Genomic DNA, 24168 nt, shown 5'->3' with positions numbered 1-24168 from the left:
AAAATCCGGCAATTACGGATTCAATTTATAAGTGTTTGCTAAATTTGAGTCAATGCCACCAGCCTCCAGATCGCGGATGAAGGTGTTCGTCGCAACCCAATCAGCGGGACCGCGCGCCTCCGCGCGCTGCGTAGCAAGGCCCGGAGCGCGCTGCAGCGCAAGGAGCGCGTCGCGCTTCTTCTGTCCCACGATTTCGCTTCGCAGCTTTTTCACTTCGTCATCCTGCCACCCGGCGGCCCGCAGGACCGTGTCGAGGGAGCGGCCCCGAAAGTTCATCTTTCGCGCGATTGTTGTGAGCCGGTCGCGCTCGCCGGCGCCGATTAAATTGCGGCGCATGAGGCGCGACAACGTTCGCTGAAGATCGACGAGCGAGTCCGTCAGCGGTGGAAAGCCAAGCTCTGCGGGGCCTGAATGAACGGCAACAGCATCATCGGGCGCCAGCCACCAGCGCCGATACCACCGGTAAACCAGGCCGATGCCGATCATGCCGAAATCGCCGAGTTCCGCCGCCCTGAGCGCTCCCATGCTGGCGGCGCCGATGATCACGATTCCCTGCGCCATTGCCCACAGGATCTCCTTGTGCCGGACGGCCGGCCTGTCCTCGAACTGTCCGTCGATCAGAACCATCGCACGCGGACGAAATGCATGGGCGGCAAGCAGAATATCCCCCTGCGCCACGGGTCTCAGATAGATGGCATCGAGCACCGCCTCCGCTTCCGTGAGCCTGAGCGTCGGGCCAAGAAACACCAGGATTGGACCTTGGTTCTCATTCATCGGCGTCGTTACCGCAGAATGGAAAAGGGCGTTGCCCCCGGAAGAATGGCCCTTACGCATTCAACGCCCGTTTCATTGTCCGAGCCGACAGGCACGGCCAGCACGGGTCCGAGCCCTGCCGCCAGCGTCCTCTCCAGCAGCGAAGAGAGATCGGCAGGCACGGGTGCCTCGTCCGAAACATGTCTCATTGCGGAACCGCCATCGAGAATGAACTGACGCGCCTCAGAAACGACTGCGTCCGTGCTTCTTCGGTAATGCCCTCGGGTCTGGTCGTCGCGCGCGCCCGATATGGCGCCGGCGCGTGCCGACAAGGCTTCCAGCATTGCGCTCAAGGCCGCGGCCGCGACGCTTGGGCCAGCCGCATAGCCCTCGGTCGGCAGCGCCAGGATCGGTTCGCCAGGGCCGGTTTCGATCGACTGGCACCAGACGACGGGAACACCGGTTGGTGAGGGAGCCAACCACAGCCCGAACGATACCCCCCACTCCGCGGCAACTGACAGGATGTGATCGACTTTTTCACTGAGCCCTGAGGGAGCGATCCGCATCCTGTCGAAGAAGCCGTGCGTGGCGAAGGCGCGCGCGATTGCGTCACGCTCGATACACTCGAACAGTCCGTGCAGGAATGCACCATAGGCTGACATGTGACAGGCAAGACCGGTCGTCGTGCGTGTGAACAGGCCATCGCCGGCAGGCGGCGGTTCGGTATAGCAGGCGTGGACAAGTTCGAACGGTATTGGCTGCAGGCCTCCCGTGGCGAGGTCTGTCCCGACGATCCAGGGGATTTCCCTTTTCCGCCAGGTCGGCTCAACTCCGGGTGCCAGGAGATTTTCAAACAGGCCCGCCACCAGTCCGAGATCGTCGGCGGTGGCGAGGAAAACGCGGTCCGGCGCGATCGATTCGGCGTAGAACCGCTCGAGCGATTCCATGATCGCCCCGACCGCGGCCTCCGCTATGGAAAGGCCGCGCCCGAGCGACGTGACTTCCGAGAGCGCAGCCGGCCGAACCGCCTGTACGACCGGCAGGCCGATGCGGTCGAGCCCGGTCAAATCCGCCACCCGCGTTATCCGCACTCGGCGACAGAGCGGTAGAATCGTCCGAAGGCACAGTTCCGCTTCTTCTGGCCCTGTAGGCGCGGAGAAAGGATTTCTCAGACCGGAACGGATCGCGTCCCGAAATCCTGAAAGCGCCGCGCCGGAGAGCGCTCGGTCCCTCACCTGCGTGGGTTCGTGTTCAACGCTCAATGGCAACGCCAAGCTCCCGCATCGAGCGCTGCGCCCGCCTGAGAAGGGCCGTCGCCCCCTGGCGTTCAGCAATTTCCAGGGCCGACCGCAAATCCGCAACGACAACATCCTTGGTCGCATTGTTCCGTGCATGAAGGACGGCGCGGCATCGGTAAAGTTCGGCGAGCCAATAGGCGTGATGGGTTTCCTTGGCTTTTTCGATCGCTTCGTTCGCGACGTCGATCGCCGCCTCGTATTTCTGCGCAAGACCCAGCATGGTCGCATGCATATAGAGGTAGATCGGCAGGTCTATCACAGCACCGAGTTGCTTCAGGAGCGAGAGCCCGCTTTGAAACGTCCTGTGGCCGCTGGCCAGATTCTCGAGATGCGCACGTGCCCAGCCTTCGAAAAGAAGCGACAAGCCGGTCAGGGATTGCATCTCGTGCTTCCTCGCAAAATCCGCCATCCGTCCTGAAATATCGATGAGGCGCTCGAAATCGTCGCGGTAGAAGGCCGAAACCGCTTCAGTATCAAGCGAGTGCGCCTTGCTTGGCGTATGTGCGATACGGTCCACAAAGGTTATCATCTTCGAAAGCGCCGCATCCGATGACTTCGACTGGCCGGTCAACCACAGCGAAAGCGCCAGTTGCCCGAGACCGCAAACCTTGGCGTCGTGACCTCCGTAGAGCGTTCGGCCTGTTTTCGCCGACTGTTCGTCGTAGAGCGCGAGACCCGCCTCGATCGCAGCCTGCGTTTCGCGATGGTGACCAAGATTGAAATCGATCGCCCAGATACAATGGTTGATCTGCAGCCGGATTTCCGGATCTTCCGTCTCGGCCAACATCATCCGCACCTGCAAGGCGCGATCATGCATGACGCGAAAATCGGCTCCCGTAAGCCACCAGCCCCAATAGATGGGGAACCACTTGTATTGGTCTTCCATCGGTTGCCGGCGGGCAATCTCCACACCGTCCTCATAGAGCTTGCGGGCGGGCGGCGAATTCAAGCCCACCAGTCCGGTGAGGATCGGGCCAAGCGCGATCAGCGCCGAAAGCTGCAGCGGCTCGACGGCGTGCCCCGCGCCGAGTCGCTCGCAAAGCGCCAGCGCATGTTCGAGATATTGGCGCGCCTCGATCATCGCCGACCGGCTCGAGCTTTCTTTTCCCGCTGCGATGAAGAGTTCGACGGCGTTTGAGAGCAGCCCCGCCCGTTCGGCGTGCTCCGCGAGTTCGCCGGTGTCGATCCAGGCGGCGAGATGACGCTCCTGGCTGACGGCGCCGAAAAGGCGGCGATGCAATGTCTGCCGCTGTTTGCGCAACAGCCCGTTGTAGATCGTCTCCTGGATCAGCACATGCCGGAACCCGTAGGCGACGCGCCCCGGCGCTCTCATCCGCATCAGAAATCCCGTCTCGCAGAGCCTATCTGCCGCACTCGCCAGCGACTTCTTGCTGAAATCCGGCAAGAGCGCGCGCAGCAGCGGCAGCGTGAACTGGGTGCCGGCGATTGCCCCCGCTCGCGCGACGTCCCGGGCGGGACCCAGATGCTGGAGGCGCGCGTCGAGGATTCCCTCGAAGGCCGAGACGTGGCTGGGCTTGACGCTTTCCGAGAGGTTCATCGTGTCGGTGCCGACGTTTTCCGACACCCATTGGCAGATCTCCTCGATGAAGAGCGGAACGCCGCCCGATATTCTTTCCGTCACGTCGAAGAGCTCGGGAAGCATGGAGAGCCTGTGCTCAGGCCATCTCGCCTCGATCGCCAGCCGCGTTTCGTCGCGATCGAGCGCATGAAGGGAAAGTCGCGTCGGATTTGCCGCGTCGAGCCAATGGGCCTGGCCGCCAGCCAGCCGAGATCCCGCCGGGTGAGGCCGCGGGCGCGAGGTGATGACGAGAAGGATCGGGAGCTCGTGAACGGCCTGCGCGGCTTCCGCCAGCAGGTCCTGCGAGGTGGGATCGATCCAGTGCACGTCCTCGACTATCACGACGACCGGCCCGTTCCGGCAAGCCGCCTGCAGCGCGCGGAACACGGCCCGATGCGCCTTTCCGCGGATCGCCTTCGGATCGCTGCCGGACAGAAGTCCGTTTCCTCCCTGCGCTCCGAGCAAATAGGCGAAGACATCGGTGGCTTCCGCGTCGTAAATTCCGTTCCGTGCGAAGAGGTTCGCCACGGCTGCGGCCGTCAATTGCCCGCCGGCTTCCGAGATGCCGCCGGGAAGACTGTTTCGCAGCGGATGCAGCGTCGAGCGGAATCCGCCGGGCAGGCACTGGAAGAAAAACAGTTTGGACCGCCGGTCGCGCGTTTTTCGGCGGACCTCCCGCAACAGCCGGGACTTCCCGATGCCCGCCTCCCCCTCGATCAGCACCACCTCGCCCTGCCCGGCAAGCACGCCATTCCAGACGCTGGTGATCGCAGCCAACTCGCTTTCGCGCCCGATGAACGGGCCGCCGAGCCTTCCATAGGCGTAAAAACGATTGACCTCGATCTTGTGTCCGAACGCGCGCCAAACCTTCTCGGGCTCGGAGAATCCCTTGAGCACCTTGCTGCCCTGGAACACGAAGGCGTGCGACCGGCCCGCCAGATTGCGCGTGTCCTCGGAGACCAGGACGCTGTCCGGCACCGCGATGCCTTCCAGGCGGGTCGCCATCGCCAGCGCCGCGCCGGTGACGGGCTCCTGCGTCCAATTCTCCATCTTTGCCTCGTTGACGAGCGCGATCGAAGTCGCGACACCGACCCGAACGTGCAGATCGTCGCGTCCCGCCTCCCGGCCGACACGCCTGCAGCCGTCGATGATGTCCAGCCCGGCGCGGATGGCGAGCGAAGCCGCGTCCTTCGCGTCGAGCTCGATCGGAAACAGCGCCACCCCGCCGTCGCCCGCCTCGTGCTGGATGATGCCCGAATGGGAAGCGATCGACCGCCTCGCCGCCACCTGGAACGCGGTCATCAGTTCCTGGTAGTCTTCGATGTCCATGCGTTGCATCAGGTTGGTCGAGCCGACGAGATCGTAGCAAAGCGCGGTCACGATGCGCCGCTCGCTGTCCTGCGCGGGTGAACCGCGCCGTGAGCGCTTGGTCGATTGCCGTGGTGTGTTGATCCGGCTCTCGCGAAGCATGCACCACTCCCGCCCCCTGCCGTAGCGCAACTGCCCAGTCGCGCTACGGTCGCTGCAATGCCCTGAATTGCTGCATGATCTCGTCCATGTGTCGATTCCGACCGAGGCAATCCCGGACAGCAGAGCCGCGTCTGCTCAAACGCAGAGGCTGCTCTCTTCCAGATTCGCTCGTGGAAGCTATAACATAAGCAAATACTGATCGTCGGCGGTGGAAAGTCAATCAACCGTCGCGCGTTGCGTCCTGCGCCGCTCGATTTCCGCGTCCAGCATCTCGATCCGCCGGTTGCGCTCGGCAAGTGCGGCCGCGACGTCGGCGGCCCCGAAGCGCTGGGGAATGTGCTGAAGGCAATTCGAATCCCAGCGGAGACGGCGCAACCGGCGCGCCTTTAAAGCTGCACACATTCCGCGATTTCGCCGCGCCCCGCCTGAGGGCGGGACTGAAGAGCGGTCGAGGCTTGCGAAGGCATCACCGAACGATCGTCAACCGTTCCGCCGCGCGGGTGATCGCCGTGTAGAGCCAGCGTTCGCGCGTGTCGCGAAAGGCAAAGCTCTCGTCGAAGAGCACGACATTGTTCCACTGCGAGCCCTGCGCCTTGTGCACCGTCAGCGCGTAGCCGTAGTCGAACTCGTCGTAGCGCTTGCGGGTGGACCAGGGGATTTCTCCCTCGACGTCCTCGAAGGCTGCCTTCAGGAGCTTGATCTTCGCCGCGCCGCGATCCATGTCGTCGTCTTCCGGGCGGATCATCAGGTTGATGCCCGGCTTCACCGTTTCCTTCGAGGAGCTCATCACCTGCCAGAGCGATCCGTTGAGCAGCCCCTTGGCCGGATCGTTCCGAAGGCAGACGAGCTTGTCGCCGGATTGCGGATATTCGCTGGTGAAGCCTTTCAGCTCGCGGAGCCGCTGGTTGTAGCGCCGCCGCGTCCGGTTGGTGCCGACGAGCACCTGGTCGGCCTCGAGCACCAGTTCCTGCGTCACCTGCCCGCGCCCGATCACCTGCGCGGTGCCGTAGTCGCCATGCATGATCTCGCTGCCCTCGCGCACCTGCATGGCCAGCTGGATGATCGGATTGTCGCGCGCCTGGCGGTGGATATCCGTCAGCAGGTAATCCGGTTCCTGATTGGTGAAGTAGCCGCCGCCCGAAACCGGCGGCAACTGTCCCGGATCGCCGAGAACGAGAATCGGCGTGCCGAAGCTCATCAGGTCCTTGCCGAGCGCCTCGTCGACCATCGAGCATTCATCGACGATGATCAGCGCCGCCTTGGCCACCGGGCTCTGCCGGTTGATCGAGAACATCGGCGCGATCGAGGTCTTGCCGGTTTCCTCGTCCTCCACCTCCTCCTCGCCGCGCGGCCGGTAGATCAGCGAATGGATGGTCTTGGCATTGGCCGCGCCCTTGGAGCGCAACACCTGCGCGGCCTTGCCGGTGAAGGCGGCGAACAGCACCTCGCCGTCCACATGCTCGGCGAAATGGCGGGCGAGCGTGGTCTTGCCGGTTCCGGCGTAGCCGAACAGCCGGAAGAGCGGCGAACGCCCTTCCTTCAGCCAGCGCGAAACGGCCTTCAGGGCCTCATCCTGTTGCGGAGCGAACTGCATGGCCCGCAGTGTCAGGATTCGGGGGCCGTGTGCAAGTGCGGAATTCTCGATCACCGGCCTCTGTAAGGCGGTTTCGGGAAAAAGCACCACTCGGGCTGTAGCACTTTCTTGCCACACACCTTGAACCCCGGTCGCAAAAGCTTCTACCCTGCGCTGCCTCCAACGCGGTGCGGAAGTGGCGGCGTCATTGAAATCGCGCATACGCTTTTTCCGAAAATCGGTTTCCGACTTTCCGGTTATGCGCTACCAACCGTTGCACATCCCGCGCCGCCATGTCGTTCGTCCGCCGCACTCGCCGGAGAACACCCGGAGAAGGCCCTTGAGACCGGAACACCCCGCAATCCCCTCCCCGCCGGAAAATGCAGGGATCGGACGCCTGCCGCCTATGCTGCAGTGGTGCGTGCTCGTGCCCGTCTCGCTCGTCTTCGCGGCGGTCCTCGAGACGATCGGCCTTCCGGCCGGCCTGCTGATAGGCCCTATGCTCGCCGCCGCGCTCGTCGGCGTGAATGGCGGCACGATCCGCCTGCCCCGCCAGTTTTACTTCTGCGTCCAGTTCATCCTGGCGATGATGATCGCCGGCTCGATGCGGCCAGACCTGCTGGTCGCATTTTCCGGCAACTGGCCCCTCTTCCTCGCCGTCGTTCTCTCCGTCATCGGCGTCAGCACGCTTTGCGGCTGGACCATGACGAAGATGCGCATCCTGCCGGGCACGACCGCGATCTGGGGCTCTTCGGCCGGGGCCGCCTCGACGATGCTCCTCATGGCGGATGCCTATGGTGCCGATGCAAGGCTTGTCGCCTTCATGCAATATCTGCGCGTCGTCTTCGTGGCCAGCGCCGCGACCCTGGTCGCGCACATGTGGGTCACCGGAGCCGAGGTACAGACGGCGACCGACTGGTTTGCGCCGATTGCCGGCCTCCCCTTTCTGGCAACGCTGGCCGTCGGGATTGCCGGTGGCTTTCTCGGCAAGTTCCTGCGCGTGCCGGCCGGCACCTTCCTCGTGCCCTTCGCCATCGGCTCCGTTCTCAACATCACCGGCACGCTGACGACCGAGCTGCCGCAATGGCTGCTGGCGCTTTGCTCCATCATGCTGGGGTGGAACATCGGCCTCGGCTTCACCCGCCCGATCCTGACACATGCCCGCCGCGCGCTGCTTCCGACGGTCATTTCCATCCTGGTGCTGATGACTTTTTCCGGATTGCTGGCGGTTCTCTTGATCGTTGCCGCTGGCATCGATCCGCTGACGGCCTACCTCGCCACCAGTCCCGGCGGCCTCGATTCGATCGCCGTCATCGCCACGTCGAGCAATGTCGACGTCTCCTTCGTCATGGCACTGCAGACAGTGCGGGTGCTGATCATCACCCTGCTCGGTCCGACGCTCGCCCGCTTCGTCGCCGACCGGGCTTAAGCTGCACGCGTATTGCCTCGCCAGACAGACGAAGAGTTCCCCCACGGGGCGTCAGTCATGCCCCCTGGGTAACCTCACCGCAACCATCACGAGCGCCGAGGGAATAAATCCGCCACCCTCCGTGTCTCACCTGCGAACCGGCCAGAAACGCGGTTCCATTTCGGCGGGAGCGGGACGATGAAACCCTCGCCCCCGCCGAAGAAAACTATCGAGGAAGGAAAGCTCCCATGAGAACGTTTCCATTAGCCATCGCCATTTGCGTTGCTGCAAGCGCTTCCGCCTTTGCCGCGCCGCCGGTCAAGTCCGTCGAATCCGAAAAGGGCAATGTGCTGGCCGCAGCGAACGGCATGACGCTCTATACATACAGAGACGACCAGAAGGGCGTCTCCAACTGCTATGATGCCTGCGCCAAGAATTGGCCGCCTTTCATGGTGGAAGGCAATGCGACGGCCGAAGGCGCCTATTCGATCGTCGAGCGCAAGGACGGCACCAAGCAGTGGGCGAAGGACGGGATGCCACTTTATTTCTGGGTGAAGGACAAGAAGATGGGTGACATTACCGGTGACGGCGTGAAGGGCGAATGGGATGTCGCACGGCCGTGACGGTCAGGAGGGGAGCATGGGGACGGAACCTTCCGTCCCCGACCCATTCGAAGAAAATATCCTTGCCTTGATGCCGGCTCTCCGGCGCTATTCGCGCAGCCTCACCCGGTCCGATCCGGACGGCGAGGACCTGCTGCAGGACTGCGTCGAGAAGGTTCTGGCGCGGCGCGCGCAATGGCGGGGGGTGAACCTGCGCGCCTGGGCCTTCACGATCATGACCAATCTCTACCGCAATCGGCACAGGCATTGGGTGCAGCATCCGGAAGTGGAGCTCGATGACGAACTCGGTCTCGCCTCCGAGGCAGACAACGCCGACCCGCTGGAGAAGCTGCGCCTCGAACGCGCGCTCGACGGGCTTTCGGCGGAAAACCGCTCGGTGCTGATGCTGGTGGTGATCGAAGGCTACCGGTACCAGGACGTGGCGGACATGATGGCGATCCCGATCGGCACGGTGATGTCGCGCCTGTCGCGAGCCCGCCGCCAGCTTGCCGAAGCGATGAAGGACGACAATGTGATTGCCCTGCGGAGACCGAAATGACGGACGAATTCAACACTGTCTCCGAAGACGAGCTGCACGCCTATGTCGATGGCCACCTGAGCCAGCCGGAGCGCAAGCGCATCGAGGCATGGCTCGAAAAGCATCCGGCCCGCGCGGAGGAAGTGCGTCAATGGCAGGCGCAGGCCGCAGCGCTGAAATCGCATTTCGCCAGCTATGCCCGCAGCGACGAACGCGACCGCTCTCTTTTGGCTACGGGCCGGGCAAGGGCCAGGACGGGAGCGACATCCCGCCTTCATGTCCTTGGCCGCCTCGCCGCCGGTATCCTGATCTTTGCCGCCGGCGCGCTCACCGGCCTCTATGCGCCCGCGATCATCGCCCCCGACCGGCCGCTTGAGATCGCTCAAGGCCCGGATACGCTGCCGCGGCAGGCGCAGTCGGCCTTCCTCATCTATGCGAGCGAGGTGCGCCATCCGGTTGAGGTCGGCGCCGACGAGCAGGCGCATCTCTCCACCTGGCTCGGCAAGCGGCTCGATTACGAGCTGAGGATTCCCGATCTCTCCGCGCTCGGCTTCTCGCTCGTCGGCGGTCGGCTGGTTCCGGTCAACGGCAAGGCGGGCGCGATGCTGATGTATGAGGACGGCACCGGCCAGCGGCTGACCGTCCTTCTCGGCCGCAACACCGACAACCGCGAAACGAGCTTCCGTATTGCGAGCCAGGGCGGGGTCGAGACCTTCTACTGGATCGACGGCACGATCGGCTACGCCGTCACCGGCGAAGTGCCGCGCGACCTTTTGCAGAAGGTCGCCGACGAATGCTATCGGCAATTCGAGGGCTCATCGGCGTCGTAAGAAGAGCATCGTGGCGGCACTGCCGGGCGGCCGGATGACGGCAAGGACACCTCACCGGCGTCGGCACGTTCACCTCAGCGGATCGTTCTCGACGACGATTGGCTTGCCGTGCGGCGTAGCTTCGGCCGCGCGCTGCCAGCTTCGGGTGAGCGCTTCGAGTTCACGCCCGGAAGCGATGGAGAGCTCCGTTACCAGGCGGGAAAGCGCGGCGACCCAGCAATCGTAATAGTCACTCGCGTCGGCCTTGCGACCGGGCTTGTAGAGCTCGGCCGAGAGCGTTTCCGCCCACTCGCCCCAGGAAAACACGCCCTGCTCGTGCAGCCGGACGGTCATGGCGAAAACGGTCGCCTGCCAGGGTTCGGCAAAGACCGGATCGCCGTCCGCCGACTTCGGCAGTTCGGCCGAGGCGAGCAGCGGCGAACGAGGAAAAGCGGACGCCGGTTTGCCGTCCGCATCCTCTTCCGACGAGGTGGTCTTATACCCGCTCAAGATAACTCTCCCAGGCATCGATCGAGACCGTCAGCGTCGGGTCCGCCCCCTCGCCCCAGATCTCGCCGCCGTCGAACACGACCGTATAGACCCATTGCGGGTTCTCGCCCTTGCCATGGGCATTGTCATCCGGGAAGACGAAGCTGCCCTGTACCGCCTCCACCACACCGACCTTGGCGCGGGCATAGCGCGGCAGGCGCGTGTGGGTTTCGGGATTGAAATTCTTGGTGCGCACCCTCTCGCCGGCGAAGAAAAGCGGCGGCGTCGCGACCGGCCTGTCGCAGGGGCCGCCCCTGGCGAGCACGCCCTCTACCATCTCGGCCTTTAATACCCTCTTCGGCTCCGTCCCCACCTCGAGTATATGGCCGGCATCGAGCTCGGCCTGCGTCACGAAGCCGTGGCGCTTGAGCAAGGTCTCCAGCGCACGGGTCCAGATCTCGTAATAGCTCGCCGCAAGATAGGTCGCCGGCGGCAGGCTTTCGCGCGCATGCCGGCTCTCGTCGATCGTCCAGGCGCCGAAAGCGCCGCAGGAGAGCGTCACACCGAGCGCCCGTTTCTCCCATTCCGCATGGAAACAGGGCTCGTCCTTTTCGGGCGCGATCGGCCCAAGGCCGTGCTGGCCACCGAGGTCGTGCGGCCCGTTCATCGCGCGGCCTCCGGCGAAAGCGCAACCCCTGTGCCGATCATCGAGTCCCGCGTCACCAAGTCGGCCAGTTCCTCCTCGCTGAAGCCTTCTGTTCCGTCCGGTCGTTCGGGCACGACGAGGTAGCGCAGTTCCGCCGTCGAGTCCCAGACGCGGATCTTCTTCTCCGCCGAGAGTTCGAGCCCGAATTCCGCCAGCACGCCGCGCGGATCGATGACCGCACGCGAACGATAAGGCGGCGCCTTGTACCATACCGGCGGCAAGCCGAGCACGCTCCAGGGATAGCAGGAGCAGAGCGTGCAAACGACGAGATTGTGCGTGCCGGGCGTGTTGAACACGGCGCGCATGTGCTCGCCCTGCCGGCCGGTAAAGCCGAGGCTCGCGATCGCCGCCGTCGCGTCGCGCTTCAGCCAATCGGCAAACTCCGGATCGCTCCAGGCCCTGGCTACGACGCGCGCACCGTTTCTCGGCCCAACCTTCGTCTCGTAGGTCTCGACGATCGCATCGATCGCGGCCGGGTCGATCAGCCCTTTTTCCGTCAGCACCGTTTCGAGCGCTTTTACCCGCGCTTCCATGTCGGTGAAATGGTTGTCGTGCTGGTGATGATCGTGACCGTGGCCATGACCATGATGGTGCTCTGACATTCCGCCTCTCCTCTGCCGGAAACGCTGTTCTTTTTAAAGTATTAGGGCAGGAATCGGAATCGATTTCTGAGCGGATCGGCACCGAAAGTCGTCACGGCAAAAATCACTCCGTGGGAGTCTTGCCGAGGAATTCATGGTCGAGCAAGCCCATCATCACGTCGTCGTGCCATGCCCCGTTGACGAGGGCGGCCTCGCGCTCCCTCCCCTCCACAACAAAGCCGGACTTTTCATACGCCCTGATCGCCCGTTCGTTGTAGCTGAGCACACGTATTCCGATTCGATGAAGCCCCAGCGGACCAAAGGCATGCCTTAGAAGAAGGTCGATGGCCTCGCTGCCAAACCCACGCCCGAGCAAGGCGCTGTCGTATATTCCGATGGCCATCGAGGCGCGCCGATCATGCTGGTCGACGCGGTCCAACCTGATCTCACCAGCGCACATCCCCTGAATCTCAATGATCCAGGCACGCGGGTGCTCACCCAAATTCCGGACCCAGGCTGCCGCTCTTTCTCTCGTTATCGGCCGCACGTCTTCTCTGCTGACCCCGAACATTTCGGCGATCGCCGGATCGCTCCCTAAAAGAAGGCGGGCCTCGATATCCGCTTCACAAGGCGGCCGGAGCCTGATGTTCGGTCCTTCGAGAATGGGTGGCACCATTCATCTCCTCATTCGTTGCTTTCTGACTGGCATGGCTCAAAAAGAGTCGCGAGCACCTGACGAGAATATCCTTGACAAGGACAACCGCCAGTCGCTGACGATCACTGGGGCAGTTTCGTTTCGCAAGCGCCAATTCGCACATGGACGTTAACGGTAAGGTTGCAAGCGGCACTTTCGCGCCTACCGGTTTCGGCTAAGGTCCCGCTATGAACATCCTGATTCTTGGCGCGACCGGCTTTATCGGCTCCGCTATCGCCAGAAAGCTCGTCGATGACGGCCACCGGGTGACCGGGCTCGGCCGCGATCCTTCGCGCGCCGCGCCGAAGATGCCCGGGCTTCGCTGGATCAAGGCCGACCTTGCCGAGATGACGGCGAGCGGAAATTGGCAGGGCGTGCTGGAAGGCCAGGACGTGCTCGTCAATTGCGCCGGCGCGCTGCAGGATGGCCTTTCGGACGATCTCGTCGCCACCCAGGAAAAGGCGATGCTGGCGCTTTACGAGGCCGGGCGTAATGCCCGCCTTCGGCTTGTCGTGCAGATTTCGGCGGAAACCGCGGGCGCCGGTGGCGATCTCGCCTTTCTGGCGACCAAGCGGACGGCAGACACGGCACTTGCTGCAAGCGGCCTGCCCTTTGTCATCCTGCGCCCTGCGTTGGTCATCGGCCGCAACGCCCACGGCGGGTCCGCGCTGCTGCGGGCCCTTTCCGCCCTGCCTTTCGCGATCCCGCTCATCCATGCCGAAAGCTCGGTCGCAACCGTTGCACTCGACGATGTCGTCGACGCTGTCAGCGCGGCTGTCGCCGGCCGCCTGCCGGCGGGATCCGACCTTGCGCTGGCTTGCGGCGAAAGCCTGACGTTGAAGGAACTCGTTCTCGTTCATCGCCGCTGGCTCGGCCTCGCTCCCGCTCCGACGATTGCGCTCTCACCCGCCATGGCGCGACCGATAGCCTGGCTCGCGGATCTGGCAGGCAGGCTCGGCTGGCGCTCGCCGCTCCGCTCCACCGCGATGACGGTTATGTCCGGCGGCATCGGGAGCGGACCGTCGCACGATTTCGGGCCACGCCTGTCATGCGCCGCCGACACGCTGGCCGCCGCCCCATCGGGCGTCCAGGATCTCTGGTTCGCGCGCCTTTATCTGCTGAAGCCGCTGATCGTCGCGACCCTTGCGCTCTTCTGGCTGCTCTCCGGCCTCGTGCCTTTCTTCGTCTTCGACGCGGCAACGAGCCATTTCGCGGCCTTCCTGCCGGGGCCCATCGCAACCGCGGCGACCATTGCGACCAGTCTCGCGGACATCGCGCTCGGGCTTGCGGTTCTCGTTCGCCCCTGGGCACGGCGCGCGCTTTTCGGCATGCTTTCGCTGACGCTCGCCTATCTCCATGCTGCGACGCTTGCCGAACCGGCGCTCTGGCTCGATCCGCTCGGCCCTCTCGTCAAGGTTCTGCCGTCGATCTTGCTGACGCTCGCGGCGCTTGCCATTCTGGACGAACGCTGATGGCTTTCGAAGACCTCCTCCGCCTCCTCCATGTGCTCGGCGCCACGGTTCTCTTCGGCACCGGCATCGGCATCGCCTTTTTCATGGTCATGGCCGAACGCACACGCGATCCCCGCATCATCGCCCATGTCGCCGGCATCGTCGTCATCGCGGATACGGTCTTCACCGCGACCGCCACCTTCCTGCAGCCGCTTACCGGATACATTCTGGCACGGATGATTGGCTGGCCGTATGAGGAGGGTTGGCTCGTCCTGTCGTTTGCACTTTACGTCCTCACCGGCCTCTTCTGGCTGCCGGTCGTCTGGATCCAGTTCCGGCTGCGGGATCTGGCAAAGCGGGCGGTCGCCGAGGATACGCCCCTGCCGGCGGACTTCGATAGGCTCTATCGCATCTGGTTCGCCTGCGGGTTTCCCGCCTTTTCTTCGGTGATTGCGATTTTCTGGCTGATGCTGACGAAGCCCGACATCACCCTATTTTAGCATCGGCCAGAGGCTGACGACGAGCAGCACGGCCATGGTGATGTTGAACCATTTGAGCCGCGACGGTTCGGAGAGCCACTGCCGCAGCGCCGAGCCGAAGCCCGCCCAGGTCGAAACGCTCGGCACGTTGACGAGCGCAAAAACGAGGCCGACGACGAGTACGCTCAGAAGATAGCTGTCGCTGCTGGTATAGGTGGCCATGGCAGAGACTGCCATCACCCAGGCCTTCGGATTGACCCATTGGAAGGCGGCCGCCTGCAGGAAGGTCATCGGCCTGGCACTCGCCTTGCCCTCGCCGAGCGAACGCGAGGTACCGATCTTCCAGGCGATCCAGACGAGATAGGCGCCGCCGGCAAATTTCAGCGTGGTGTAGATGAGCGGCACCGAGTGCAGCAGCGCACCAAGCCCGAGCCCGACGGCGATGAGAAGCACGAAGAAACCGCCGCCGATGCCGAGCATATGCGGAATGGTGCGCACGAAGCCGAAATTCACGCCCGAAGCGAACAGCATCATGTTGTTCGGACCCGGCGTGATCGACGTCGTGAAGGCAAACAGGAACAGCGCCAGCAGCGTATCCGATTGCATGCATCTCCTCCTGCAAGCGCGGCGCCGCCGCGGCGACGCGCCCTATATTGCTGATTCGTTGTGGCAATCCGCCCAAGCCGGAATCAGGCCCAGCGTAGTTTGCGTCAATCTACCTGTCGCAAAGTCGGAGACCAGCCAATTCTTGTCATGGTGACAAACCGGATTTGATGACCGTTGTCGGCGGGAGGGTCCCGCCGACAACGGCCGCCTTGACAAGGCCCCGGCCTCGTGGAAGTTGGCGCCAAACGTAGGCGCGACGCGAGGTGGCGCGACTCATTGCGCGCCACGCGTAACTCGCAGCCTCGCCGGCAACGGACGGGGCTCTATTTCGGGGTACGACGCGCCCCGTCCATCTGCGATCGGTGGAGACGTAAATGGCACAAAATATCTACGACAAACCGGAATTTTTCGCGGGCTACAGCCAGCTCGCACGGTCCGTGCACGGTCTCGACGGCGCCGCCGAATGGCCGGCGATTCGGGCCGCGCTGCCGGACCTGAGTGGCTTGCGCGTGGTCGATCTCGGCTGCGGTTTCGGTTGGTTTGCGCGTTGGGCGCGCGAAAGCGGCGCGGCCCATGTGCTGGGATTGGATCTTTCAGAAAACATGATCGCGCGGGCGCGAAAGGATACGGACGACGCCGCAATCGACTACCGGATTGCAGATCTCGATCATCTTGTGCTGCCCGAAGCGAGCTTCGATTTCGCCTACAGCTCGCTCGCCTTCCATTACATCGAGAATTTCGACCGGCTCGTGCGAACCATCCATGCAAGCCTCCTGCCCGGCTCGCAATTCGTCTTCACGATCGAGCATCCGATCTACATGGCACCGACCAATCCGGGCTGGTCCAGTGACGCGGACGGCCGCAGGATCTGGCCGCTCGACCGCTATTCGGTCGAAGGGGAGCGCGTTACCGACTGGCTGGCCAAGGGAGTCGTCAAATACCACCGCACCATCGGCACCACTTTGAACACGCTGATCAAAGCCGGCTTCTCGATCCGCCATGTCGAGGAGTGGAGGCCGACGCCCGAGCAGATCGCCGCCAATCCCGATCTCGCGGAAGAGGCCGACCGGCCGATGATGCTTCTCGTCGCCGCCCAGCGTTGAAGCGGCAGAGATTCTTTTCGCGCTACCTATTTGCGTTTTTGCGCTTTTCGCTTTTCTTTGGTCGGGGCAACAGGATTTGCCGCCGCCTCTTCGGCTTCCCTTTCCAGTCGCAGTTGCTTGAGGCGGGCCGTCTTCTTGTGCCGGGCGGCCGCTTCCTGCTCGACGATGGCGCGCGAGGCGATCGTAGCCTGATCGGCGCGGTCGGACGGGTTTTTCTTGGCCGGTTTGAACACGCTGTTGGTCTGGCTTTCCTTCATCAATGTTCCTCCTTTCCGAAGGCAATAAAAAAGGCCGGGCGAACCCGACCTTCCTCTTCATCATCTCAACCGGCCAGTGCCAGTACATCCGTGGTCAAAGACCGGGAGATGACAATTTCATGGAGCGCGATCATAGAGCACAATCGCAAGCACACACTCAAAGGGCGCGCAGGTTTTCCGCGGACGTCTTGCCCGTGCGGCGATCCTGGGCGAGCTCGAAGCTCACCTTCTGACCGTCCTTGAGCGTGGACAGGCCGGCACGCTCGACGGCCGAAATGTGTACGAACACGTCGGAAGCGCCATCATCCGGCTGGATGAACCCAAAGCCCTTGGTGCTGTTGAACCACTTTACTGTTCCAGAAGCCACGTTGATATCCTTTCAATCGCTCATGGACAAACAACACCGCGTTTCCGCGATGTATTGAAACCGATTTTGTCAGGATCTTCGTGACGAAGCGCCGCAGCGCAGAAACAAATCTCGTCGATCAATATCGATTTCATTTATGTAGATTACAATTGTGTCCCTTGCAAGGCCGCGGTTTTATTTTTTCCTTTGGCAGAAGTTACCGCTGCCGATCCGCATATTCATTCCTCCTCCTGATGTCGAAGCCAGGCGGCGGCACGACGGAGATTGAACGCAATCAGCCGGTTGCTGGCATTCCCGCCCATTCGTCGAAGCTGCATCAGCTTCCACGGGAGCCTTCCGGACGTTCGGCCTCCCACAGGGACCAGATCCCCTGACCGGAGCGCCGCGGCGGCTCGGTGCAGCAGGTTCTCCTTGCGCTCCATCGTCAATGTCCCGATATCCCGAGCGGCCACTTCCAGATCAGCAATGAAGGAGTCCAGCACGGATTTCATTCGGCATCTCCCGACGGGCCAGTGACGACGATGGTCGCGCCGCATGCGGATACGATCCCTGGGGCGGCGTTTTCAACGGCAAGGTCTGGCATTTCCGTTTGCCGCGCGAACCTGATGTCGAAGATAATATCCTATTTCAGCCTATCGAAATATGCCAAATAAATGTGCCGTGAAATACAATATTTTATAAACATTTAAGCCTCGCGTGCTTTCTGACTATTCCGTTTTTCATTGCGCATTTCGTGATCGCGCGTATGATTTTCAGCCGAAGACAAGATTATCACAGATTGTGCGATGATTTTGCTTCGCGTTGGCCGCCACATCATCGAAGGTCGGCCGACGCCTGTCGGTCTGCTGCGCGAGGCGATGCAGGCCGCGAGGATGCTATGCGGTCGATGTCTCCTCTGAACGCCTTTTTGGCCGGCTGGGCGAGATCCGACGCCATTTGTTTCGCGGCTGCGATGACATTTGTCATCATACTCGTCTGCACCTGACAGCGCACCGACGCTGCCATTCCCACAGGCCTGTTTCATTCCGGAAGCGTCACGGGAGTTACCTCATGAGCGACACGTCCAACATCTTCCATGTATTTCCGAAGAAAACGAAGAAAAGATCGGAAGAACCCGACATTGAGACCGCCGTCACCCAAGCACTGTCATCGACGGGCGCGCTCGACGCGAGCTATGTCTTCGTCACGGCCGACGGCGCCGAAGTTACCCTCGCAGGTTGGGTTCACACCCGCAGGGAGATTGCCACCGCGATCGACATCGCTTGCTCGGTGAGTGGCGTGAGAACCGTCCGCAACGAGCTTTCGCTGGATTAGGGCAAAAGAAGCACACGGCTTTCGCCTGCGGGACGCACCGTTGGAAGAAGCCCGCTTTACCGCCTGGATCGTCAGGCGGTGCGGCCGCCGTGAACGAGGCAGAGTCGGCGGCTTATGGACATTCCTGCACCGAATTTTAATCTTGGAGTGTCGAACCAATCTTCAAGGCGATTTCCGATGCACGATCCGATCCCGACAACGAGCTTTCCCGATGGCCGCAAGGTTCCTGTGCTTGGCCAGGGCACCTGGCGCATGGGCGAGAACCACATAAAGGCGGCGGCGGAAATCCGCAGCCTGCAAGCCGGCATCGACCTCGGCATGACGCTGATCGACACGGCCGAGATGTACGGCGACGGCGGCGCGGAGCGCATCGTCGGCGAGGCGATCAAGGGCCGGCGCGACGAGGTTTTTCTCGTCAGCAAGGTGCTGCCCTCCAATGCGAGCCGTTCGGGCACCATCGCCGCCTGCGAACGCAGCCTAAAATATCTCGGCACCGACCGGATCGATCTCTATCTCCTGCATTGGCGCGGTGTCTATCCGCTCGCCGAAACCGTTGCTGCCTTCGAGACGCTGAAGGCGGGCGGCAAGATCGCCGCCTGGGGCGTTTCGAATTTCGACATCGACGATATGGAGGAACTGGAAAGCGTGCCGAACGGCAGGAATGTCGCCGCCAACCAGGTGCTCTACAACCTCGCCCGCCGCGGCATCGAATACGACCTCCTGCCCTGGTGCCGCGATCGCGGCGTGCCGGTGATGGCCTATTCGCCGCTCGACGAGGGCCGGCTGCTTCACAACGCCGACCTGATCCACATCGCCAAGGCGCATCAGGCGACGCCGGCGCAGGTGGCGCTCGCCTTCCTCAAAAGCCGCCCGGGCGTCATCTCGATCCCGAAGACCGGTTCGGCCGAGCGCGCCCGCGAAAACCGCGACGCGATGGATATTCACTTCACGGCGGAAGAGCTGGCCGAGCTCGATGAACTCTTTCCGCCGCCGAGGAGGAAGATGCGGCTGGAGGTTATTTGAGGAGAGACTGCAGTCTCGGGCCCCTCATCCCGCTGCCGCGACCTTCTCCCCGCTTGCGGGAGAAGGGATATGCCGCGCCGCCCGAAGTCCCCTCTCCCCGCCTGCGGGGAGAGGGTTAGGGTGAGGGGCAATTGCTATTCAGCGACGCCACTTTCAGGCAGCCATCACATCCCCTGCGGACCGCGGTTCATCGCGGCGATGCCGGTGCGGCAGACCTCGATCAGGCCGAGCGGCTTCATGATGGCGATGAACTGCTCGATCTTCGACGGCTTGCCGGTGATCTCGAAGACGAAATGCTCGATATTGGCGTCGATGACCGATGCACGGAACGCATCCGCCAGTCTCAGGGCCTCCACCCGGTGCTCGCCCGAGCCGTGCACCTTGACCAGCGCCAGTTCCCGCTCGATCGGCCGGTCGTGGCCGAGGTCGGCGGCGCGAACCGTGAGGTCCACGACCCGGTGCACAGGCACGAGCCGTTCAAGCTGGTGCTTGATCTGCTCCAGCACATGCGGCGTGCCGCGGGTAACGATGGTGATGCGCGACAGATGCGCCTCGTGTTCGGTCTCGGATACCGTCAGGCTCTCGATGTTGTAGCCGCGGCCGGAAAAGAGACCGATGACGCGGGCGAGCACGCCGGGCTCGTTGTCGACCAGAACGGAGAGCGTGTGCGTTTCCGCAAGCTCCGTCTCCTTGGCGATGAAATAGGCAGAGCCCGTCGGCTGAAGATGTGCACTCATTTTGTTCTTTCCTACCTTTTCATCAGACGAGCTGGCGGCCCTTGGCGTCGATCGCATTGGCGACCGCCTCGTCCGTCGCCTCGTCGGGCAACAGCATTTCGTTGTGCGCCTTGCCCGACGGGATCATCGGGAAGCAGTTGGCGAGGTTGGCGACGCGGCAGTCGAAGATGACCGGCGCCGGCGTGTCGATCATCCGGCGGATTGCCTCGTCCAGCTCGCCGGGCTTCTCGCAACGGATGCCCACGCCGCCATACGCTTCGGCGAGTTTGACGAAGTCCGGCATCGCCTCCGTGTAAGAGTGCGACAGACGGTTGCCGTGCAGCAGCTGCTGCCACTGCCGGACCATCCCCATGTACTGGTTGTTGAGGATGAAGATCTTGACCGGCAACCCGTACTGCACCGCGCAGGCCATTTCCTGGATGCACATCTGGATCGAGGCGTCGCCGGCAATGTCAATGACGAGGCTTTCCGGATGCGCGACCTGGACGCCGATGGCCGCCGGGAAGCCGTAGCCCATGGTGCCGAGGCCGCCCGACGTCATCCAGCGGTTCGGTTGCTCGAAGCCGAAGAACTGCGCCGCCCACATCTGGTGCTGGCCGACTTCGGTGGTGATGTAGGTATCGCGGTCCTTGCTGAGCTCGTAGAGCCGCTGGATCGCATATTGCGGCATGATGACGTCGTCGTTCGGCGTATAGGCCAGCGAATTGCGCGCCCGCCACTTGGCGATTCCGGCCCACCAGTCTTCGAGCCGCGCCTTGTCGACGGTCTTCGACGCGGCGCGCCACAGGCGGACCATGTCCTCGAGAACGGTTGCGACATCGCCGAGGATCGGAACGTCGACGCGGACGTTCTTGTTGATCGAGGACGGGTCGATGTCGATGTGGATCTTCTTCGAGTTCGGCGAAAACGCGTTGAGGCGGCCGGTGATGCGGTCGTCGAAGCGCGCGCCGATGCAGACCATGACGTCACAGTCGTGCATAGCCATGTTGGCTTCGTAGGTGCCGTGCATGCCGAGCATGCCGAGCCAGTTCTTGCCGGACGCCGGATAGGCGCCGAGGCCCATCAGCGTCGATGTGACCGGAAAACCGGTGAGCTCGACCAGCTCACGCAGGAAATGCGACGCCTGCGGGCCGGAATTGATGACCCCGCCGCCGGAATAGATGACCGGCCGGCGGGCGTTCTTCATCAGCTCGACCGCTTCCTCGATCTTCTTCAGGTCGCCCTGCATCTTCGGCTGGTAGCTCTTCTGCGTCGGAACGGCGGAAGGCGGCGTGTAGGTGCCGGTCGCGAACTGGACGTCCTTCGGAATATCGACGACGACCGGGCCCGGGCGGCCGGACTGCGCGACGCGGAAGGCCTCGTGGATGATGCGGGCGAGGTCATTGACATCCTTGACCAGCCAGTTGTGCTTGGTGCAGGGCCGCGTGATGCCGACCGTGTCGCATTCCTGGAAGGCGTCCGAGCCGATCAGCGGGGTCGGAACCTGGCCGGAGATGCAGACGAGCGGGATCGAATCCATCAGCGCATCCTGCAGCGGCGTGACCGCATTGGTCGCGCCGGGACCGGATGTGACCAGCATGACGCCGACCTTGCCGGTGGAGCGGGCATAGCCCTCGGCCATGTGGCCGGCGCCCTGCTCGTGGCGAACGAGAATATGCTCGATCTCTTCCTGCTGGAAGATCTCGTCATAGATGGGAAGCACGGCGCCGCCGGGATAGCCGAAGATATGCTTGACGCCATTGTCCTTCAGAGCCTGGAGAACAATCTCCGCGCCTGTCATCTGGTTTTCTGTTCCGCTCATTGGCCTGCTTCCGTCCCTTTTCAAGGTTTGGGGGTGTGATTAGCGTTTCTCAGGGCATAAAAAAAGGCCCCTTCAGGAGCCTCGTTCAGCGCATGGGTGGCTACTGCCGGATGGTTACACCATCCTGCCCATGCGCCGTCCCACCACAAGAATAACCGCGAAATTTTTCATGGGGCGATTTGATAAACAGAAAAGCCCTGCCCGTCAACGGGCTTTGGACGGCATTCGGACCGGATCAAACGGGACATCCCCGCGCAATTCAGCGAAACGACTTGTTAAACCGCGGTTGTTACCCTGGAGCGTGATCTGGAAAAGTGGAGATGGTTTCCGTTCGGCCAGATTTGGCGCCATTCGCGCGAGGTGCAGCTTTGCTCGACAGTGAACTCCATTCCTCGAATCCTGCGGGAGCAGAGGATCGTCGTGACGGCTTGAAGCCGGGCAACCGTTTCCTCGGTCGGGTCGTTGCCTGCAGCGGCTCGCGCGCAACGATCGCTGCGGTCGCTGAAAGCGGCGAAACCTCGCTGACGGAGCTCTGGTCGGTCGGCCGCCTGATTTCCATTTCCGTCGGCGCGAACCGCGTCGTCGCGCTCGTCTATGCCATGCAGACCGTCGCCAGCGAATGGGGCGAGCAGGCGAACAACACCTTCCGCATCGAGGTCGAACTGATGGGCGAGGTCCACATCGGTCCGGACGGACGCGAGTCGTTCTCGACAGGCATCAGCCAATATCCCTATCTCGGCGCGATCGCCCACCGCATCCGCGCCACCGACCTCGCTCGCATCTACGAGTCCAGCCAGGCGGACAGTTGCGTCATCGGCAAGCTGACCCAGGATGAAAGTCTCGACGCCACGATCCATGTGCCGTCGATGCTCGCCAAGCACTTCGCCATCGTCGGAACGACCGGCGTCGGCAAATCGACCGCCGTCACGCTGCTCTTGAACAAGGCGATCGCCGCCGATCCGAAGCTGCGCGTGCTGATCCTCGACCCGCACAACGAGTTTGCCGCGGCCTTTCCGGAACATGCGGTCGTCATCGACACGGATACGCTGGACCTCCCCTTCTGGTTTTTCCGGCTGGAAGAATTCGCCGAGGTCGTCTTTCGCGGGCGGCCGCCGGTGGCGGAAGAGCTCGATATCCTGCGCGACGTCATTCCGGAGGCGAAGAAGGCCTTCAAGGGCGGCGAATCCGGGCTGATGCGCCGCCAGAACGAGAAGAGCTCGATCACCGCCGACACGCCGGTGCCCTATCGCATCGCCGATCTTCTGGCGATGATCGACGAGCGCATCGGCCGGCTGGAAGGCCGCACGGACAAGCCGCACCTGCGCTCGCTCAAGACCAAGATCGTTTCGGCGATCAACGACCCGCGCTACCATTTCATGTTCTCGTCGAACACGATCACCGACACGATCCAGGACACGATCGCCAAGATTTTCCGCATTCCCGGCGAAGGCCGGCCGATCGCCACCTTCGAACTCGCCGGCATTCCGTCGGAAGTCGTCAATTCGGTCGCCTCGGTGCTCTGCCGCATGGCCTTCGAAATCGGCCTGTGGAGCGATGGCGGCGTGCACATGCTGGTCGTGTGCGAAGAGGCGCACCGCTACGTGCCCGCCGACCCCTCCCTCGGCTTCCTGCCGACCCGCCAGGCGATCGCGCGGATCGCCAAGGAAGGCCGCAAATACGGTGTGTCGCTCGGCATCATCACGCAGCGACCCGGCGAGCTCGATCCGACGATCCTGTCGCAGTGCTCCACCGTCTTCGCCATGCGGCTTGCCAACGATCGCGACCAGGAGATCATCCGCTCGGCGATTTCGAATTCTTCGATCTCCACGACCAGCTTCATTTCGTCGATCGGCAACGGCGAGGCCATCGCGTTTGGCGAGGCGGTCGCCGTGCCGATGCGCATGCGCTTCACCCGTGTCGACGACCGGCGCCTGCCGCGCGCCCACGGGATCACCGACAAGGTCGACGAGGACACGTTCCCGAGCGTCGACCTGCGGTCGATCGTCAGCCGGATGCGGGCAGTATCGGGGCCTGACATTTCGAGCTTCCAGCAGAGCTATATGGCGGCGCAGAGCAAGGCTCCGATCCTTGAGGATGATGAGCCAAGTCAGGCGGCCACCCACGGCGCCGACCTGCCATCCGAGGCGGAACCCTGGAATGAGGCAACGTTCGAGCCCTACCGGCCGGACATGCTTCCGCGCCCGGAGCCGGTCAATCCACAACTCGAGCGTTTCAATCAGATCCGCGAGCAGCTCCTTTCCGGCGAGAAGGAAGCAGACGGCAGGTCGCATGCTCCGGATCCGCGCCCCGCGCACCCGCCAACCGAGCCTCGCCGCGAGGGTTCGCTGCGCGAAAGCCTGCTCAAACGTCCTCTCGGCAGTCTTATCCGCAAATAGGCTGCGCGAACGCGGCTGCGAAGGGCTGGAAGGGGTGAACCTATTCCTGTGCTCGTCGACGAGCACAGCCACCGCGTCCGTCAACGACTCCGGAAAACCCGCCGGCCCGGTCTTGCAATCGTGAGTTGACATTC

At 63.0% G+C, this 24168-nt stretch carries 24 protein-coding genes and 1 pseudogene; 10 read left to right on the top strand and 15 right to left on the bottom strand.

All coding sequences use genetic code 11. From position 1 onward, the window contains the following. Positions 1 to 12: 12 nt before the first annotated feature. The 5 genes and pseudogenes from ILFOPFJJ_RS07240 to ILFOPFJJ_RS07220 form a co-directional block, all read right to left on the bottom strand. Positions 13 to 774: a TfuA-like protein gene (locus tag ILFOPFJJ_RS07240; RefSeq protein WP_173509847.1), complete on the bottom strand. Its 762-nt coding sequence runs from the start codon at positions 772 to 774 to the stop codon at positions 13 to 15. Between the two features lie 8 nt (positions 775 to 782). Next, positions 783 to 2015 carry a YcaO-like family protein gene (locus ILFOPFJJ_RS07235; RefSeq protein ID WP_376741385.1) on the bottom strand — a complete coding sequence of 411 codons (1233 nt, stop codon included), beginning with the start codon at positions 2013 to 2015 and terminating at the stop codon, positions 783 to 785. Continuing rightward, positions 2005 to 5100, bottom strand: a complete 3096-nt coding sequence (locus tag ILFOPFJJ_RS07230) for an ATP-binding protein (RefSeq protein ID WP_173509845.1) — start codon at positions 5098 to 5100, stop codon at positions 2005 to 2007. The genes ILFOPFJJ_RS07235 and ILFOPFJJ_RS07230 overlap by 11 nt, the downstream gene beginning before the upstream one ends. 216 nt (positions 5101 to 5316) lie before the next feature. Further along, a pseudogene (locus ILFOPFJJ_RS07225) lies at positions 5317 to 5460 on the bottom strand (pyridoxamine 5'-phosphate oxidase family protein); the annotation flags it as partial. Positions 5461 to 5566: 106 nt separating this feature from the next. Beyond that, positions 5567 to 6694 carry an ATP-dependent DNA helicase gene (locus ILFOPFJJ_RS07220; protein ID WP_173509844.1) on the bottom strand — a complete coding sequence of 376 codons (1128 nt, stop codon included), beginning with the start codon at positions 6692 to 6694 and terminating at the stop codon, positions 5567 to 5569. A gap of 319 nt (positions 6695 to 7013) precedes the next feature. Between ILFOPFJJ_RS07220 and ILFOPFJJ_RS07215 the strand changes: the two genes are divergently transcribed. The 4 genes from ILFOPFJJ_RS07215 to ILFOPFJJ_RS07200 all read left to right on the top strand — a co-directional run bounded on the left by ILFOPFJJ_RS07215 (position 7014) and on the right by ILFOPFJJ_RS07200 (position 10051). Continuing rightward, positions 7014 to 8102: an AbrB family protein gene (locus ILFOPFJJ_RS07215; protein ID WP_173509843.1), complete on the top strand. Its 1089-nt coding sequence runs from the start codon at positions 7014 to 7016 to the stop codon at positions 8100 to 8102. 227 nt (positions 8103 to 8329) lie between these two features. Then, positions 8330 to 8704 (top strand): COG4315 family predicted lipoprotein, encoded by a 375-nt coding sequence (locus ILFOPFJJ_RS07210; RefSeq protein ID WP_173509842.1) that lies wholly within the window; start codon positions 8330 to 8332, stop codon positions 8702 to 8704. Beyond that, the gene (locus tag ILFOPFJJ_RS07205) at positions 8688 to 9242 is read left to right on the top strand and encodes an RNA polymerase sigma factor (protein WP_173509841.1); all 555 of its coding nucleotides are present in this window, start codon (positions 8688 to 8690) and stop codon (positions 9240 to 9242) included. The genes ILFOPFJJ_RS07210 and ILFOPFJJ_RS07205 overlap by 17 nt, the downstream gene beginning before the upstream one ends. Further along, entirely contained in the window at positions 9239 to 10051 is an 813-nt protein-coding gene (locus ILFOPFJJ_RS07200; RefSeq protein ID WP_173509840.1) for an anti-sigma factor family protein, read from the top strand. Before ILFOPFJJ_RS07205 ends, ILFOPFJJ_RS07200 begins: the two co-directional genes overlap by 4 nt. Positions 10052 to 10120: 69 nt before the next feature. Here the strand turns inward: ILFOPFJJ_RS07200 and ILFOPFJJ_RS07195 are convergent, their stop codons facing one another. The 4 genes from ILFOPFJJ_RS07195 to ILFOPFJJ_RS07180 form a co-directional block, all read right to left on the bottom strand. Then, positions 10121 to 10465, bottom strand: coding sequence for a nitrile hydratase accessory protein (locus tag ILFOPFJJ_RS07195; protein WP_246299549.1), 345 nt, complete (start codon positions 10463 to 10465; stop codon positions 10121 to 10123). 61 nt (positions 10466 to 10526) lie between these two features. Next, complete coding sequence (nthB, locus tag ILFOPFJJ_RS07190; RefSeq protein ID WP_173509838.1) at positions 10527 to 11186, bottom strand: nitrile hydratase subunit beta; 660 nt, start codon at positions 11184 to 11186, stop codon at positions 10527 to 10529. Beyond that, the gene (gene nthA / locus ILFOPFJJ_RS07185; RefSeq protein WP_173509837.1) at positions 11183 to 11827 is read right to left on the bottom strand and encodes a nitrile hydratase subunit alpha; all 645 of its coding nucleotides are present in this window, start codon (positions 11825 to 11827) and stop codon (positions 11183 to 11185) included. Before nthA ends, nthB begins: the two co-directional genes overlap by 4 nt. A 103-nt stretch (positions 11828 to 11930) precedes the next feature. Then, positions 11931 to 12482, bottom strand: coding sequence for a GNAT family N-acetyltransferase (locus ILFOPFJJ_RS07180; protein WP_173509836.1), 552 nt, complete (start codon positions 12480 to 12482; stop codon positions 11931 to 11933). A 206-nt stretch (positions 12483 to 12688) separates the two neighbouring features. Between ILFOPFJJ_RS07180 and ILFOPFJJ_RS07175 the strand changes: the two genes are divergently transcribed. After that, positions 12689 to 13972: an SDR family oxidoreductase gene (locus ILFOPFJJ_RS07175; RefSeq protein ID WP_173509835.1), complete on the top strand. Its 1284-nt coding sequence runs from the start codon at positions 12689 to 12691 to the stop codon at positions 13970 to 13972. Beyond that, the gene (locus ILFOPFJJ_RS07170) at positions 13972 to 14451 is read left to right on the top strand and encodes a DUF2269 family protein (RefSeq protein ID WP_173509834.1); all 480 of its coding nucleotides are present in this window, start codon (positions 13972 to 13974) and stop codon (positions 14449 to 14451) included. Before ILFOPFJJ_RS07175 ends, ILFOPFJJ_RS07170 begins: the two co-directional genes overlap by 1 nt. On the opposite strand, the gene ILFOPFJJ_RS07165 is transcribed toward ILFOPFJJ_RS07170, so the two are convergent. Then, positions 14443 to 15036, bottom strand: a complete 594-nt coding sequence (locus tag ILFOPFJJ_RS07165; protein ID WP_173509833.1) for a LysE family translocator — start codon at positions 15034 to 15036, stop codon at positions 14443 to 14445. The two genes, ILFOPFJJ_RS07170 and ILFOPFJJ_RS07165, sit on opposite strands and share 9 nt — an antisense overlap. A gap of 374 nt (positions 15037 to 15410) precedes the next feature. Between ILFOPFJJ_RS07165 and ILFOPFJJ_RS07160 the strand changes: the two genes are divergently transcribed. Next, the gene (locus ILFOPFJJ_RS07160; protein WP_173509832.1) at positions 15411 to 16139 is read left to right on the top strand and encodes a class I SAM-dependent methyltransferase; all 729 of its coding nucleotides are present in this window, start codon (positions 15411 to 15413) and stop codon (positions 16137 to 16139) included. Positions 16140 to 16165: 26 nt separating this feature from the next. Here ILFOPFJJ_RS07160 and ILFOPFJJ_RS07155 read toward each other — a convergent pair whose 3' ends face one another. The 3 genes from ILFOPFJJ_RS07155 to ILFOPFJJ_RS07145 form a co-directional block, all read right to left on the bottom strand. Continuing rightward, on the bottom strand, positions 16166 to 16396 hold the full coding sequence (locus ILFOPFJJ_RS07155; protein WP_173509831.1) for a hypothetical protein: 231 nt from the start codon (positions 16394 to 16396) through the stop codon (positions 16166 to 16168). A 157-nt stretch (positions 16397 to 16553) separates the two neighbouring features. Then, positions 16554 to 16763, bottom strand: coding sequence for a cold-shock protein (locus tag ILFOPFJJ_RS07150; RefSeq protein ID WP_173509830.1), 210 nt, complete (start codon positions 16761 to 16763; stop codon positions 16554 to 16556). A gap of 218 nt (positions 16764 to 16981) precedes the next feature. Beyond that, complete coding sequence (locus ILFOPFJJ_RS07145) at positions 16982 to 17254, bottom strand: hypothetical protein (RefSeq protein WP_173509829.1); 273 nt, start codon at positions 17252 to 17254, stop codon at positions 16982 to 16984. Positions 17255 to 17813: 559 nt separating this feature from the next. On the opposite strand from ILFOPFJJ_RS07145, the gene ILFOPFJJ_RS07140 reads away from it, so the two are divergent. Both ILFOPFJJ_RS07140 and ILFOPFJJ_RS07135 read left to right on the top strand, forming a co-directional pair. Then, positions 17814 to 18077, top strand: coding sequence for a BON domain-containing protein (locus ILFOPFJJ_RS07140; RefSeq protein WP_173509828.1), 264 nt, complete (start codon positions 17814 to 17816; stop codon positions 18075 to 18077). Between the two features lie 177 nt (positions 18078 to 18254). Beyond that, a complete protein-coding gene (locus ILFOPFJJ_RS07135; RefSeq protein ID WP_173509827.1) occupies positions 18255 to 19100 on the top strand; it encodes an aldo/keto reductase in 846 nt (281 codons plus the stop codon). 164 nt (positions 19101 to 19264) lie between these two features. Here ILFOPFJJ_RS07135 and ilvN read toward each other — a convergent pair whose 3' ends face one another. Together ilvN and ILFOPFJJ_RS07125 are read right to left on the bottom strand one after the other, a co-directional pair. Further along, positions 19265 to 19837 carry an acetolactate synthase small subunit gene (gene ilvN / locus ILFOPFJJ_RS07130; RefSeq protein WP_173509826.1) on the bottom strand — a complete coding sequence of 191 codons (573 nt, stop codon included), beginning with the start codon at positions 19835 to 19837 and terminating at the stop codon, positions 19265 to 19267. A 22-nt stretch (positions 19838 to 19859) separates the two neighbouring features. Further along, positions 19860 to 21638 carry an acetolactate synthase 3 large subunit gene (locus tag ILFOPFJJ_RS07125; RefSeq protein WP_173509825.1) on the bottom strand — a complete coding sequence of 593 codons (1779 nt, stop codon included), beginning with the start codon at positions 21636 to 21638 and terminating at the stop codon, positions 19860 to 19862. Between the two features lie 320 nt (positions 21639 to 21958). Here ILFOPFJJ_RS07125 and ILFOPFJJ_RS07120 point away from each other — a divergent pair, with 320 nt between their 5' ends. Continuing rightward, positions 21959 to 24034: an ATP-binding protein gene (locus ILFOPFJJ_RS07120; RefSeq protein ID WP_173509824.1), complete on the top strand. Its 2076-nt coding sequence runs from the start codon at positions 21959 to 21961 to the stop codon at positions 24032 to 24034. The last annotated feature ends 134 nt before the right edge of the window (positions 24035 to 24168 follow it).

Source organism: Sinorhizobium psoraleae (genome assembly GCF_013283645.1).
In the GTDB taxonomy this organism is placed as follows: domain Bacteria; phylum Pseudomonadota; class Alphaproteobacteria; order Rhizobiales; family Rhizobiaceae; genus Sinorhizobium; species Sinorhizobium psoraleae.
The sequence above is the reverse complement of the archived record's forward strand: the minus strand, read 5'-3'. Positions and strand labels throughout refer to the sequence as shown.

What these genes read in the sequence shown, in the direction of transcription:
- ILFOPFJJ_RS07230 (WP_173509845.1), bottom strand. Translation starts at nt 5,100, where the DNA reads ATGCTTCGCGAGAGCCGGATCAACACACCACGGCAATCGACCAAGCGC.
- ILFOPFJJ_RS07200 (WP_173509840.1), top strand. Translation starts at nt 9,239, where the DNA reads ATGACGGACGAATTCAACACTGTCTCCGAAGACGAGCTGCACGCCTAT.
- nthA (WP_173509837.1), bottom strand. Translation starts at nt 11,827, where the DNA reads ATGTCAGAGCACCATCATGGTCATGGCCACGGTCACGATCATCACCAG.
- ilvN (WP_173509826.1), bottom strand. Translation starts at nt 19,837, where the DNA reads ATGAGTGCACATCTTCAGCCGACGGGCTCTGCCTATTTCATCGCCAAG.
- ILFOPFJJ_RS07145 (WP_173509829.1), bottom strand. Translation starts at nt 17,254, where the DNA reads ATGAAATCCGTGCTGGACTCCTTCATTGCTGATCTGGAAGTGGCCGCT.
- ILFOPFJJ_RS07170 (WP_173509834.1), top strand. Translation starts at nt 13,972, where the DNA reads ATGGCTTTCGAAGACCTCCTCCGCCTCCTCCATGTGCTCGGCGCCACG.
- ILFOPFJJ_RS07180 (WP_173509836.1), bottom strand. Translation starts at nt 12,482, where the DNA reads ATGGTGCCACCCATTCTCGAAGGACCGAACATCAGGCTCCGGCCGCCT.
- ILFOPFJJ_RS07125 (WP_173509825.1), bottom strand. Translation starts at nt 21,638, where the DNA reads ATGAGCGGAACAGAAAACCAGATGACAGGCGCGGAGATTGTTCTCCAG.
- ILFOPFJJ_RS07240 (WP_173509847.1), bottom strand. Translation starts at nt 774, where the DNA reads ATGAATGAGAACCAAGGTCCAATCCTGGTGTTTCTTGGCCCGACGCTC.
- ILFOPFJJ_RS07120 (WP_173509824.1), top strand. Translation starts at nt 21,959, where the DNA reads ATGGTTTCCGTTCGGCCAGATTTGGCGCCATTCGCGCGAGGTGCAGCT.
- ILFOPFJJ_RS07210 (WP_173509842.1), top strand. Translation starts at nt 8,330, where the DNA reads ATGAGAACGTTTCCATTAGCCATCGCCATTTGCGTTGCTGCAAGCGCT.
- ILFOPFJJ_RS07155 (WP_173509831.1), bottom strand. Translation starts at nt 16,396, where the DNA reads ATGAAGGAAAGCCAGACCAACAGCGTGTTCAAACCGGCCAAGAAAAAC.
- ILFOPFJJ_RS07165 (WP_173509833.1), bottom strand. Translation starts at nt 15,036, where the DNA reads ATGCAATCGGATACGCTGCTGGCGCTGTTCCTGTTTGCCTTCACGACG.
- ILFOPFJJ_RS07135 (WP_173509827.1), top strand. Translation starts at nt 18,255, where the DNA reads ATGCACGATCCGATCCCGACAACGAGCTTTCCCGATGGCCGCAAGGTT.
- ILFOPFJJ_RS07205 (WP_173509841.1), top strand. Translation starts at nt 8,688, where the DNA reads ATGTCGCACGGCCGTGACGGTCAGGAGGGGAGCATGGGGACGGAACCT.
- ILFOPFJJ_RS07160 (WP_173509832.1), top strand. Translation starts at nt 15,411, where the DNA reads ATGGCACAAAATATCTACGACAAACCGGAATTTTTCGCGGGCTACAGC.
- ILFOPFJJ_RS07220 (WP_173509844.1), bottom strand. Translation starts at nt 6,694, where the DNA reads ATGCAGTTCGCTCCGCAACAGGATGAGGCCCTGAAGGCCGTTTCGCGC.
- ILFOPFJJ_RS07175 (WP_173509835.1), top strand. Translation starts at nt 12,689, where the DNA reads ATGAACATCCTGATTCTTGGCGCGACCGGCTTTATCGGCTCCGCTATC.
- nthB (WP_173509838.1), bottom strand. Translation starts at nt 11,186, where the DNA reads ATGAACGGGCCGCACGACCTCGGTGGCCAGCACGGCCTTGGGCCGATC.
- ILFOPFJJ_RS07140 (WP_173509828.1), top strand. Translation starts at nt 17,814, where the DNA reads ATGAGCGACACGTCCAACATCTTCCATGTATTTCCGAAGAAAACGAAG.